The sequence below is a fragment of the Marinomonas sp. AWM4_232 genome (genome assembly GCF_056158325.1).
In genome coordinates this window covers 3,644,429-3,656,211 of the sequence record NZ_JBSWTA010000001.1, presented here as the reverse complement: position 1 = coordinate 3,656,211, position 11,783 = coordinate 3,644,429, and the positions used below count along the sequence as shown (strand labels likewise).

At 45.1% G+C, this 11,783-nt stretch carries 9 protein-coding genes and 1 other RNA gene; 4 read left to right on the top strand and 6 right to left on the bottom strand.

Features of this window, described 5'->3' with window-relative positions; translation table 11 throughout:
* Positions 1–78: 78 nt before the first annotated feature.
* Genes ACXAC1_RS17315 through ACXAC1_RS17305 form a run of 3 tightly spaced genes read left to right on the top strand, consistent with a single transcriptional unit; the run spans position 79 to position 4,505 of the window.
* Entirely contained in the window at positions 79–1,221 is a 1,143-nt protein-coding gene (locus tag ACXAC1_RS17315) for a succinylglutamate desuccinylase/aspartoacylase family protein (RefSeq protein ID WP_475063089.1), read from the top strand.
* An 18-nt stretch (positions 1,222–1,239) separates the two neighbouring features.
* On the top strand, positions 1,240–3,540 hold the full coding sequence (locus ACXAC1_RS17310; RefSeq protein WP_475063087.1) for an ATP-dependent helicase: 2,301 nt from the start codon (positions 1,240–1,242) through the stop codon (positions 3,538–3,540).
* An 11-nt stretch (positions 3,541–3,551) separates the two neighbouring features.
* Entirely contained in the window at positions 3,552–4,505 is a 954-nt protein-coding gene (locus tag ACXAC1_RS17305) for an isopenicillin N synthase family dioxygenase (protein WP_475063085.1), read from the top strand.
* A gap of 70 nt (positions 4,506–4,575) precedes the next feature.
* On the opposite strand, the gene ACXAC1_RS17300 is transcribed toward ACXAC1_RS17305, so the two are convergent.
* The 4 genes from ACXAC1_RS17300 to ACXAC1_RS17285 all read right to left on the bottom strand — a co-directional run bounded on the left by ACXAC1_RS17300 (position 4,576) and on the right by ACXAC1_RS17285 (position 8,704).
* The gene (locus tag ACXAC1_RS17300; RefSeq protein ID WP_475063083.1) at positions 4,576–5,346 is read right to left on the bottom strand and encodes a class II glutamine amidotransferase; all 771 of its coding nucleotides are present in this window, start codon (positions 5,344–5,346) and stop codon (positions 4,576–4,578) included.
* Positions 5,347–5,403: 57 nt separating this feature from the next.
* Positions 5,404–7,071 carry a methyl-accepting chemotaxis protein gene (locus ACXAC1_RS17295; protein WP_475063081.1) on the bottom strand — a complete coding sequence of 556 codons (1,668 nt, stop codon included), beginning with the start codon at positions 7,069–7,071 and terminating at the stop codon, positions 5,404–5,406.
* A gap of 368 nt (positions 7,072–7,439) precedes the next feature.
* Entirely contained in the window at positions 7,440–7,844 is a 405-nt protein-coding gene (gene hisI / locus ACXAC1_RS17290; protein ID WP_133559638.1) for a phosphoribosyl-AMP cyclohydrolase, read from the bottom strand.
* Positions 7,841–8,704 (bottom strand): 6-carboxytetrahydropterin synthase, encoded by an 864-nt coding sequence (locus ACXAC1_RS17285; protein WP_475063079.1) that lies wholly within the window; start codon positions 8,702–8,704, stop codon positions 7,841–7,843. The genes hisI and ACXAC1_RS17285 overlap by 4 nt, the downstream gene beginning before the upstream one ends.
* Before the next feature lie 200 nt (positions 8,705–8,904).
* Here ACXAC1_RS17285 and ffs point away from each other — a divergent pair.
* Positions 8,905–9,001: signal recognition particle sRNA small type (gene ffs / locus ACXAC1_RS17280), an RNA gene on the top strand.
* 184 nt (positions 9,002–9,185) lie between these two features.
* Here the strand turns inward: ffs and ACXAC1_RS17275 are convergent.
* Both ACXAC1_RS17275 and ACXAC1_RS17270 read right to left on the bottom strand, forming a co-directional pair.
* Positions 9,186–10,817, bottom strand: coding sequence for an alpha-amylase family glycosyl hydrolase (locus ACXAC1_RS17275; protein ID WP_475063078.1), 1,632 nt, complete (start codon positions 10,815–10,817; stop codon positions 9,186–9,188).
* A 77-nt stretch (positions 10,818–10,894) separates the two neighbouring features.
* Positions 10,895–11,776, bottom strand: coding sequence for a LysR family transcriptional regulator (locus tag ACXAC1_RS17270; protein ID WP_475063077.1), 882 nt, complete (start codon positions 11,774–11,776; stop codon positions 10,895–10,897).
* Positions 11,777–11,783 lie beyond the last annotated feature (7 nt).

Here is an 11,783-nt window from a genome sequence, read left to right as displayed (position 1 = left end):
CTTTAGCGTACCATGTTGCACCGAGATATCATTGTTGGAATTTGTAATCTTCCTCTGTTCTAAGGAATTTGGTTTTTCATGAGCTATCAACTGTATTCGCATACATTACCCAGCGCGACACCAGGCACGCATCGTATTATCAAGGCTCATCACTTCGGTGAAGCGGGCGCACACCCTAAAATCTATTTTCAGGCAGGGTTACATGCGGATGAATGGCCTGGCTTTTTGGTGCTCAATACGTTGATTAAAAAGTTGATCAAAGCCGATGAAAAAGGGCTTATTAAGGGAGAGATAATCATTGTGCCAGTGGCAAACCCTATTGGGTTAGGCCAGAACTTCCATGGCTACATACCGGGGCGTTTTGCATTCTCAGATGGCGGCGGCAACTTCAACCGTAATTGGCCACAGCTTGGTTCAAAAGTTGAAAACCAAATCCAAGGTAATATCTCGGGCGATGTCGAAGAGAACATTGCCATTGTTCGCCAAGCCATTAAAAAAGAGTTAGCTCAGCTCCCTGAGTTGACCGAACTACAAGGTCTACGCAAAACCCTATTAGCGCTTTCCATGGATGCGGATGAAGTCATTGACCTGCACTGTTCTGGTGAAGCATGTATGCACGCCTATGTGGCACAAGAATTTGAAGCGCACTTTACGCCATTGTTAGATTTACTTGAAGCAGAAGTTACCTTATCTGAATTGGAAACCGGCGCGCATTCTTTTGATGAAACCAATGTAAGTGTGTGGCGTCATTTAAAGACACACTATGCTCACATGATGCCTTGGGGTTGCCGGTCGTTAACATTAGAACTTCGAGGTGAGAACGATATTTCTCATGAATTGGCGGAAAAAGATGCCTCGGCGTTGATGAAATATCTAATTCTTCGAGATGTGGTAGCAGGGGAAAAACCAAAGCTTAAAAAGCAGAAGGTTACCTTTTACCCACTTGACGCCATGGATCTGGTCAAAGCGCCAGTGGCAGGCATTGCATGCTTTCATAAATCCCTAGGTGAACCTGTTGAAGCAGGGGAAGTGATTGGCGAAGTCATTGATTTAATGGCGGACGATGTCACGCAAAGTGCGCACCCTTTGATCGCAAGAGCCAATGGTGTATTTTTTGCCCGCTTCCAGCGTCGATTGGTTGTCTGTGGCGAGTCGATTGCGAAAATTGCGGGGCGTGAACACTTAGCGTTTCGCGAGATTGGTCATTTGTTTGAAGATTAACCTCGCGGATTAGATGTGATGAACAACTCAAAGATTGCCTTTACGGCCGAACAGTCGGCGGTTATCGAGCACGATAGTGCAAAGCATGCGAAGGTCATCGCGGTTGCTGGTGCAGGCAAGAGTACCACCCTGATTGGGCGTATACAGTACTTGCTTGATCAAGGTGTACAGCCAGAGAAAATTGGCGTTTTCATGTTTAACAAAAGCGCGCAGGAAGAATTCTTGCAACGCTTGCAAACGGCGATGTCTGAGCGTAATTCTGCCCGTGCGCCTCATGTCATGACATTTCATGCGTTCGGAATGCGTTTAAGTAAAAGGCTTGAGCAACGCGGTTTATTGCCTTCTGCCAAATTGGTGACAGATGAGTTTTCTCTGGTAAAACTTATCCGAGAAGCACGTCACCGCTTGATGCGCATGAATCTTGACGTAGAAATGCATGATGAGCGCGATTGGTTAGAAGACTTCTTACTCTTCATTGATCAAGTTAAAGCTGCCAGCACCTCCGCAGATATTGTTTTCGAGGCAGGTAATTGGTCCAGAGAATGCCGTCATTTTGTCGCATTGTATGAACAACTTGAAAGCTTACGCAAAAAATCGAATCTACGCTTTTTCTCAGATCTATTGGCTGACCCCTATGCATTAATGCAAGAGGCTGATGCCGCCTTGATGGATCGTATCCGAACCCTGGCACCACAGTATGACCATTTGTTAATTGATGAATTCCAAGACATAAACCCTTGCCAATACGAGCTATTAAAACTGCTTTATCAAACGCAATCCAGCTGGATGATTGTGGGCGATGTTCAGCAATGTATTTATGAATGGCGCGGTGCCTCGCCAGGGATCATGGCAGAGCAATTCGATCAAGATTTTGGCTCAGTGAATACATATCCGTTAGCATTTAGTTTTCGTTTTGGCCACAGCATTGGGATGATGGCGTCCTGTGTTGTTTCACAAAATGATACCCAACAAATTGTGATCGGTCAGGGACAAGAGACTGAAGTAGATTTTGCACGCTCGGAACTGCCTGGTCGAGCGTTGCTAGCTGAGCTAAAGAGTTGGCATGAACAGGGTGAGTCACTAGATCAATGCGCCGTGTTAGTGCGTTTGTACAGCGATATGGTGCCGATCCAGTTAGCGCTCATGCACAAAGGTGTGCCATATCAACTACACGGCGATTCACCATTACTTGAAAACCGTCAAATACGCATGTTGATGGCGTACTTATCAGTAATGGCGGGAGGGTTAAATGATACGACCAAATTTTATACCCCAGCAGATGTTGAATACCTCGTTACGGTACCGAACGTCACTCAGGTTGCCGCCGATCGACAGCGACTATTAACGCAGGCGCGACAGAGTCCACACCTTATTCCAGAGCTATTAGAACGTCTTGCCGAGCAGTCTGAGGGCTGGAAATCAAAGAAAATTGCTGAGCGAGCAGACTGGTTGAGAAGTCTTACGCTGTATCACAAAGAACCAGCACAGGGGCTATTGCAGACCATAGATAAGCTAGGCATCTATCGCTATTTCGAGCATTCCAGTAGCAAAGATATTCAGTTGCAAGAGAAGATCGCTACCTGTGAAGCGTTTTTAAGTTACGTTCGTGGCATGGGCGTTGATGCTGGAACAATCATTGCACAGTTGATTGGCCTTAATGAGCGTGAGCAGCAGGCAGGTAAAGGTGTTCACTTGATGACCATTCATAAATCAAAAGGGTTAGAATTTGATTTGGTGATGATGTCTGGTCTACAAGAAGGGCGATTCCCTTATTATGAGGATGATTTAAGCTCAATCGACAAGCAAGCCGCTGCTGAAATGCAGGCGGAGCGTCGCTTGTTTTATGTCGCCATGACTCGTGCGAGGAAGCGTCTGGTTTTCCTAGAAACGCCTAATGGTGACGCAGTGCGCCGTTTAAGTGACGGTACGTTGTCAACAGGGGCGAGTAAAGCTGGCACTTTAAGTCGATTTCTCTATGAAGCACAGCCTATACCGGTGCAGAAAATCAGCCAGCAGTGGCGTGCAGATGCATCAATAGAAGTGCAATCTGAACTGAACGGTTGCTTGTCTAGATACTTAGGAGAGGCAGGCGATAATGCCCCTAACGTTAGTTTTAAACGATCTGACACACAGTCAAAAAGAGATTTAAAAGCAGGTGACAAGGTTCGTCACGAGCAATATGGACAGGGTGTCGTCGTTCGACAAGAAACATCCGGCAAAAACATGATTTATGTAGATTTTGCCGAAGGGGGATTAAAGCGTTTTAACCCCAAACATACACGGCTGGTTCGTCTGGCCGATCGTCATCATGAAGCATAATCGGAGCAGCAATGGGTATTCCATTAATTGACTTTTCAAAGCTAACAAGTCCAGACAAAACATTACGCAGTCAGGAAATTCAGAGTTTAGACAAGGCGTGTCGTGAAATTGGCTTTTTTTACTTGATCAACACTGACATTGATACCGCTTTGATTTCTCGCATGATGAAAGCGGCGAAACGCTTTTTTGATGAGCCATTAGATGAAAAGCTTAAAATCGACATTAAGAACAGCCTAAATCATCGTGGCTACGGTGGTGTAGGGGAAGAACAGCTAGACGAGGTTCATAAGGCGGATTGGAAAGAAACCTTTGACATGGCGCTAGACCTTGCTGCGGATCATCCGTTGGCAACAAAATACCCCAAAATGTATGGACCAAACCAAAACCCAACGGATCCTGTGGTGTTGGAAACACTCCATGACTACTATGTTACTGCGTTCAATGTCTCTCAACATGTATTGGCAGCTATGGCGGAAGCATTGAATCTTGAGCAGGATTTCTTTACTCGTTGCTTCAAAGACCACGTTACCGTTTTGCGTATGATTCATTACCCACCGCGCCCAACGTCAACGCATGATAATGGCGCCGGTGCACACACAGATTATGGCTGTGTCACGCTTTTGCTGCAAGATCAGATCGGTGGCTTAGAAGTTAAGCATCGAAACGGTGAATGGATGCAGGCGACCCCTATGGAAGGTGCGCTGGTTGTTAATATTGGTGACTTGATGCAGCGCTGGACTAACGATGAGTATGTGTCTACAGCACACCGTGTACGCGCGTCTGAAAATGGCGTGCATCGTTACTCGTTCCCATTTTTTGTTGAACCGGATTACGAAACCCTAGTGGAATGTGTTCCAACTTGTATGAGCAAAGATAAACCCGCGAAATATGAGCCAATTTACAGTGGTGATTGGATTCAGTCGCGTTTTGATGCGACTTACGCATATCGAGACAACGAGAAATAGTCTTTCTCAACAGAACATTGGGTGCCTAAATGGCACCCAATTTTATGTCTATTATTTACTCAGAAGAGCATTACTCAACGGTTAATGATTGGCTGTTGTAATGCTCTATACCAACTTTTACGATGTGTCCTGGTTCGACTAGTTGCCAACCTTCACCAGAAAGATCTAATGGCTCTGAGCCCACGACGACATGACCGCCAAACTGCTTGTAGTAAAGTGATGGCGCATGTTCATCGCTTGAAAAGCGAACTGCCCACATGTCTTTGCCATTTGAAAGCATACTGGTGAACCTAAATGGTTCTGTAATACCTTTCTCGCGCATAAGATCTAAGATCTGCTGCAGCGTCTTGTTGATGGCATTCGCTGGGTTTTCATCCAACCCATTTGCAATCATCAGCATGAAAATCGCCTCGGAGTCTGTGCCGCCACGTCGATGATTATAAAGCTCTTCTGGTATCCAACGATCGATCTGCCAGCGCACTTGCTCGTACTGACCGATTTGTCCATTGTGCATAAAGAGCCAGTTCTTATAACCAAATGGGTGACAATTCGATCGTGCGGTTGAAGCACCTGTGGAGGCTCGAACGTGAGCAAAGAAGAGGCCGCTTTTGATATGTCGAGCCAAGCTTTTAAGATTACAGTCACTCCATGCAGGCAGTATTTCATGGTATTGACCAGGTTCTTCGCGCTCATCGTACCAACCTAAGCCAAAACCGTCCGCATTAACGGTCACTTCAGACTTACGCGCACTTAGGCTTTGATGAATAAGAGAGTGGTCAGGCTCAAACAACCACTGTTCAAGATAGACGGGGCTCCCTTGGTAAGCCATCCAACGACACATATTCACTCCATTTGGAAACGATCAGAGAGCAGGCGCTCTCTGATCAATGTAGAAAGGTTAAACTTTAAAGTAACGGATTTTACTGGTTAATTGAGAAGCAAGCGATGCCAATTGGTCAGAACGTTCACTGATTGCGGTAATAGACTCGTTAGTACGTTCGGCAATCGCAGAAATGGTATCCACGTTTCGACGAACTTCTGTGGTTACGGCTGCTTGTTCTTCCGCTGTGGTCGAGATTGAGTCATTCATCGCTCTAATTTGAGAAATTGCCTGACTGATACTAGATAGAGTGGCGCCTTCCTCACGAACCTGACTCACTGCATTGCTTGAACGTTCATGACTGTTTTTCATGGCTTCAACGGCTTTGGTTGTGCCTGCTTGAAGCTGTTGGATCATGGTTTCAATTTGTTGAGTCGCGTTTTGAGTATTTTGCGCTAGATGACGAACCTCATCCGCGACCACTGCAAACCCTCGACCTTGCTCGCCAGCGCGTGCAGCCTCAATGGCAGCATTCAAAGCCAATAGGTTCGTTTGTTCTGCAATACCTAAAATTACATTTAGGATGTTATTAATTTCATCCGTGCTCTGTTTAAGGTTCGTGATAGTGTTCGAAGAAGAGCTAATTTCTTGCGCTAAGGATTCAATGGTTTGAATGGTTGAGTTAACAATGCGCATACTGTCTTCTGCTGCAGATTCAGCAGAGTGGGCTGCGTTACTGGCTTCAGTGGTTGACTCGGATACATGCACTGCTGTGCTCTGGATTTCATGAATTGCATGGGAAATATGACCTGTTTCCGAGCGTTGCTCACCAACCATTTGGGTTGACTCGTCAGTAATTCGGTTTAGATCGTTGGCAGCATTGGTCAATGCATTGCTGGATTCCGCTACGTCTTTAATGATGTCACTCAGTTTATCAACTAACTGATCAAAGGCGTTTTCTAGTGCTCCAATTTCATCTTTTCTTCCGGTATTGGATTGACGACGAGAAAGCGTGCCGGCTGCAATTTCTTCAGCTCGAATAACAGCATTGCGAAGCGGTTGGGCGATACCGTTAATGATCATAACGCTAAATAAAATACCAATGGCCACTAATACACCAGCAAGGCCGATATTAGTGTAGATGCTTTGATCCAGTTTGCTTGCTTGAGAAGACGATACTTGCTGGTTGTAAGCATCAATGGTGGTAATGATTTCTTCCATGCTGGTGTTAATGGACGTTAATGTCTCATCAGCACTGCGGCGAGCTTTGTTGGCTTGCATGGTTTTAAGCTGCATCCACCAATCGTAAGTTGTGGTGCTGGCTTCTAAGAATTCTACTTGTAACGTTTCTAACGTGTTGATTTGCTCGTTCAGCGTTGGTAGCAGGTCGTTTGCAGGCAACGAGTTCAGTGTCGATTTCACCGCTTCTAGGCTGGCTTTGAGATCGGCTGAGTACGTCTGAAAGTTATCAGATGATTCTTTAATCAACTCGACACCGTAGCCGCCCATTGATTTGGCGATGGAGACTTGGAAAAAGCCACGCTCAAACTCAACCGTTTGCTGTAACAGTAACTGTCTTGCTTTCTCAAGGTTTTTAACGAGCTCTAAAGTTTTGCTTGATACGGACTGCAGGTCGTGAGCAACGGATTTGCTGGTAAAAGACGAATTGGCGGCTGTTGCCAATATCGCAATGGTAAAAAGAAATACTAGAGAGAGTATCTTGGTTCGTACGGATAGGCTGTTCATGAGGTCACCCTTATAATCATTTTTATAATCTCTTCACAATTGGGCATCGCAGTTCCTTTGTGATGTGTTTATCTATCCATACTAGCAATATTAATTCCAGCTTTTCTTTAATTTTCAATATGTTAACTATGGTAAGCTGTAGCTAAGTGTTGCTTTATGTAACTGGTAGCGCCAACTATGATGCTACAAAAGTGCTAACTAGTTATAAAAATTACTTATGAGAGTGGCTAAGAGAGAAAGGAGAGAACTGTATGACTTCAATTTAGTTCAAGAATGGATGGTTGCAAGCGGAGTATTGAAGAGATTTGTAATGATGGGAGGTTCACTTTCACCAGTCGAACGTGAAAAGTGAACCATTATGGTGCAATTTATTTGGGGTCAGAATCAATATGCACCTTGCCATCTCTCACTTCAAAAAAGAAGCAATCTCGTCGATTAGTGTGGCAAGCTGGGCCTTGCTGGTCGACTTGTAATAATATGGCATCGCCATCGCAATCGAATGCCATGGAAACTAGCTTTTGTCTGTGGCCAGAGCTTTCGCCTTTACGCCAATACGTTTGACGAGAACGGGACCAATAGCACACTTGACCTGTTTCAAGAGATTCACGAATCGATTTTTCGTTCATGTAAGCCAGCATCAGCACTTCTTTTGTATCATGCTGCTGTGCAATCGCCGCAATCAAGCCGTCTTTGTCAGTTTTTAAATTAGCCATGATCAAATCAAGATCAAGCTCGGTCCCTTTCGGAGACATTTCAAATTCTTTTAAACTCATTTGCTTACCTTAAATTCAGAGATAGCACCTTTGCCAATGCCTTCAAATGCATGAACTTCAATCATGTCATTAGGGTTTTCTTGAGCGAGTTGCTCAGCGATGTGTGCCGATAGAGACTCTACCGTGGTATCGCATGACAACATGTAAACCTGCTCACTACGAATAATCAGCTCAAATAAACCTTGCTTGGCGACATAAGTGAAATGATGGTAACGGTTGTGACTCTCTTCAATGATGCCAATAAGGTCATCTTGAGTACCTAGATAAATGTCGTTCCAGCGAGTTGACCAATCTTGTTCAAGTGTGCGATCACGTTCCCCGTTACGGTAAATCTCAATAACGGAACGATGGCCATGAGCAATACGCTGGCAATTACCATCGTGCTTCTTTAGACCATGACTGTACTGGTATTGAGCCTCAGTAGTGCTCTCTGAGTGGAACTTTACAGATACGGCTTCTAGTTCTGCTGGTAATAGATCTAAGATCTGCTCTTCTACCCAACGGGCAGCATTTTCTGGCGTGATTTGCTCAACAGGTAAAACAGAAATGGCTTGCGTTGGTGCGTTACATTGAAAACGCTGACCATTTTCATGTTGGAATGAAAAAGCAACTCTGTCGTCGCTAAGCTCTTCTAGAAGAGTCGCAGAATTTTTACCAGGAACAGCCAATGTGTGATCTAAGTGTGCGTCAAGCCAGTGCTTGATCATCTTTTTAACAATACTAAAATCGCAGACCATGCTTTCATCGTTTAGCTTCCCTGTTAACACGATATCTGCTTGCCAACTTTCACCTAGCACACCGCGAGTAGGGCAAAAGTAAGACAAATCAACATGGGTTAGGTTTTTTACAAACAGCTTCAACGAACGGTCCTCAATCAATAATTGCGGGGTATAGTACTAAATGCTAAAGCGTATACCAATGGTGAAAGTGTCACATACCGAGAAACCCACACTAAAAAATATTCGCTAAGTGACTGAAAAATATAGATCCTTGGTTGCACTTTCAAAAAAGCTACGTATAATGCGCTTCCAAGGTCAACGGGCCTCCTTTATGGTGTCTCCGCTGGTCCCCTCGCAACGATAAACCGTTAACCTGGTCAGGTCCGGAAGGAAGCAGCCACAGCGGCGGACTCGGGTGCCGAGGTGAGGCTGGTGGAGATGCCACCTTAATCTAGCTATCGCTCCTCAAATTTGGGTTTTTCTAAAAACTCATTAAATCTGTATTTTCTTAAGCTTCGTTATACTCAAATATACTCATTCTAGTTTGCTTAATTGTTAAGCTTCGATTGTTTCAATTTTGTTCGCTACTTGAGCACTCCTTTGCTCTTTCTAAATATTAAAATCAATCTTGAATCTTGCCAATGTACACAGAGTTGGCAGGTAGGATCATTTTATGGTTTTCGTATTCGCCGATCTTTAATCCTTCAGGCATGACGATGTTACTCACTTCATAACTCAATGGTGCAGTAAAATGAGCTTGCTCACCGGTATTGATACCAACGATAAGACTCTCTTCTTTGTGTGTTCGAGTGAACACAAGCACATCGTCGTCGCTGAATAAAAACTCAATTTCGCCATTGATCAAAGCAGGGTGGTGCTTACGGAAGTGTAAGAAGTCGCGATAAGCATGTAGAACCGAATGGCGGTCGCCTTGCTGAACCGTAACCGCTAAGGGTAAATGCGCCTCACTCACTGGTAACCAAGTGTTATCCGTAGAAGAAAAGCCTCCTTTGCTATCGTTGCTCCATGGGAACGGTGTGCGACAACCATCACGGCCTTTAAATTCTGGCCAGAAATTAATGCCGAATGGGTCGACCAACTGCTCAAAGGTTAGCTCGGCTTCTGGTAAGCCAAGTTCTTCCCCTTGGTATAAGCACACACTGCCGCGAAGCGATAACAGCATTGCCATAAACACTTTACTTTTCGCTGGATTTGCTTTGCCATGATTCCAACGGGAAGCCACGCGCTCCACATCGTGGTTGCTCATGGACCAGCAAGGCCAGCCGGTGCCAAGACCTTCTTCGATGGTGCTCATGGTTTTATGGATATGAGTCATACTGCTGTCGTGAGTTAACAAATCAAACGAATAGCACATATGCAATTTATCTGTGCCTTGGGTATATTCCGCCATGGTCTTGAGTGAGAAATCACAACCCACTTCACCGACAGTGGTGGTCCCCGGGTACTCATCAAGCAGTGCACGCAAACGTTTTAGAAAGGCAATGTTTTCAGGGCGTGATTTATCATAAAGGTGCAATTGGTATCCATAAGGGTTGTCCAAACTCACACCAATACTCCCTTCGACAATCTCTTGTTTTGGCGGATTGTCTCGTAGCTCTAAATCATGGAAGAAGTAGTTGGCCGTATCCAAACGGAAGCCGTCTACCCCACGCTCTAGCCAAAAGCGCACACTGTCTAATAACGCATCCACTACATCAGGGTTGTGGAAGTTCAGATCAGGCTGGCTATCGAGGAAGTTATGTAGGTAATACTGACGACGGCGGCTGTCCCAATGCCACGCGGGGCCGCCAAACACCGATAGCCAGTTATTCGGAACTGTGCCATCCGCTTTCGCATCCGCCCAGATATACCAATCGGCTTTGTCATTATCTCGACTAGAGCGAGACTCTTTAAACCAAGGGTGTTGGTCAGAGCTATGATTGAGCACCTGATCAATGATTACCTTAATATTATGCTTGCGGGCATGCTCAATAAGCTCATCGAAGTCTTCTAATTGACCAAATATCGGATCCACATCGCAATAATCCGACACGTCGTAGCCGAAATCTTTCATTGGCGAGGTAAAGAAAGGCGAAAGCCAAATAGCATCCACGCCAAGGGAGGCAATATAAGGCATTTTTTCAGTGACACCTTTTAAGTCACCAATACCGTCTCCGTTTGAATCCATAAAACTGCGCGGATAAATTTGGTAAATCACGGCACCACGCCACCAGTCAGACCCTTGCTTGCTCATCTCGGACTCCTTTATCTAGACGACTCTCTTTAACCTAGCATTTATTTATAACAACGCATGTGATTTAAACGTGTATATCAGGTTTCATTTGCGGATTCTTGTAGTAATTCAATAAACGCCGAGGCAGCACGGCTCAGCGTGCGTTGCTTATGATGGATAACACCTAATTTACGCTCCACGTTTAAAGCAGGCAAATTCACCACCACCAATTGTTCGTTTACTACGGTAGAAGGCACTAACGACCAACCCCAGCCGATACTGGCTAGCATCGCCAGTGTTTCTAGATTGTTGGTGTTCATTTTTACCTGTGGGCGAACACCATTCACTGCGAAGACCTTCTCCGCGATCTGACGTGTAAAGGTATTATCGTGGGGGAGGACGCAAGGGTATTTTGAAAGCTCAACCACGTCCACATCAGTCATATTTGCTAATGGGTGGTCGAGGCTTACTACACACTTCAATGGGTCTGACCAAATAGGGATGGTATTAAGCATGGCTTCTGAGTGAGCAGACAACGTTATAATGCCCAGCTCGGCATCGCCTTTTAAAACTTGTTTGTGTGCATCTTCTGACTGGGTGAAATCAATATGAATTTCTGCCAACGGATAGGTTTGTTGAAAGGATTTTAAGGGCTTAGGTAATCGGTGTAACCCTATATGATGACTCGTGGCAATCAAAAGCTCCCCTGACACATCATCCATTTGCAATGACATGCTGCGTTTGATGTCATTCACGTCTTCAGCGACTTTTTTCGCTTTTGGCAGTAACCGCTGGCCCGCTTCGGTTAAATGTACTTTGCGACCTACGCGATCAAATAGCTTGACGTTAAGGTGCATTTCTAGGGCTGCAATGCGTTTGCTGACCGCGGGTTGTGTAATGTATAACGCATCCGCAGCCTCAGAGAATGATTGCGTCTCGGCGACTTTGATAAAGGTTAATAGCTCTAAAATGTCCATCATTCCAAAA

Coding starts and splice junctions, on each gene's coding strand:
- ACXAC1_RS17315 (WP_475063089.1), top strand. CDS start 79: ATGAGCTATCAACTGTATTCGCATACATTACCCAGCGCGACACCAGGC.
- ACXAC1_RS17310 (WP_475063087.1), top strand. CDS start 1,240: ATGAACAACTCAAAGATTGCCTTTACGGCCGAACAGTCGGCGGTTATC.
- ACXAC1_RS17305 (WP_475063085.1), top strand. CDS start 3,552: ATGGGTATTCCATTAATTGACTTTTCAAAGCTAACAAGTCCAGACAAA.
- ACXAC1_RS17300 (WP_475063083.1), bottom strand. CDS start 5,346: ATGTGTCGTTGGATGGCTTACCAAGGGAGCCCCGTCTATCTTGAACAG.
- ACXAC1_RS17295 (WP_475063081.1), bottom strand. CDS start 7,071: ATGAACAGCCTATCCGTACGAACCAAGATACTCTCTCTAGTATTTCTT.
- hisI (WP_133559638.1), bottom strand. CDS start 7,844: ATGAGTTTAAAAGAATTTGAAATGTCTCCGAAAGGGACCGAGCTTGAT.
- ACXAC1_RS17275 (WP_475063078.1), bottom strand. CDS start 10,817: ATGAGCAAGCAAGGGTCTGACTGGTGGCGTGGTGCCGTGATTTACCAA.
- ACXAC1_RS17270 (WP_475063077.1), bottom strand. CDS start 11,776: ATGATGGACATTTTAGAGCTATTAACCTTTATCAAAGTCGCCGAGACG.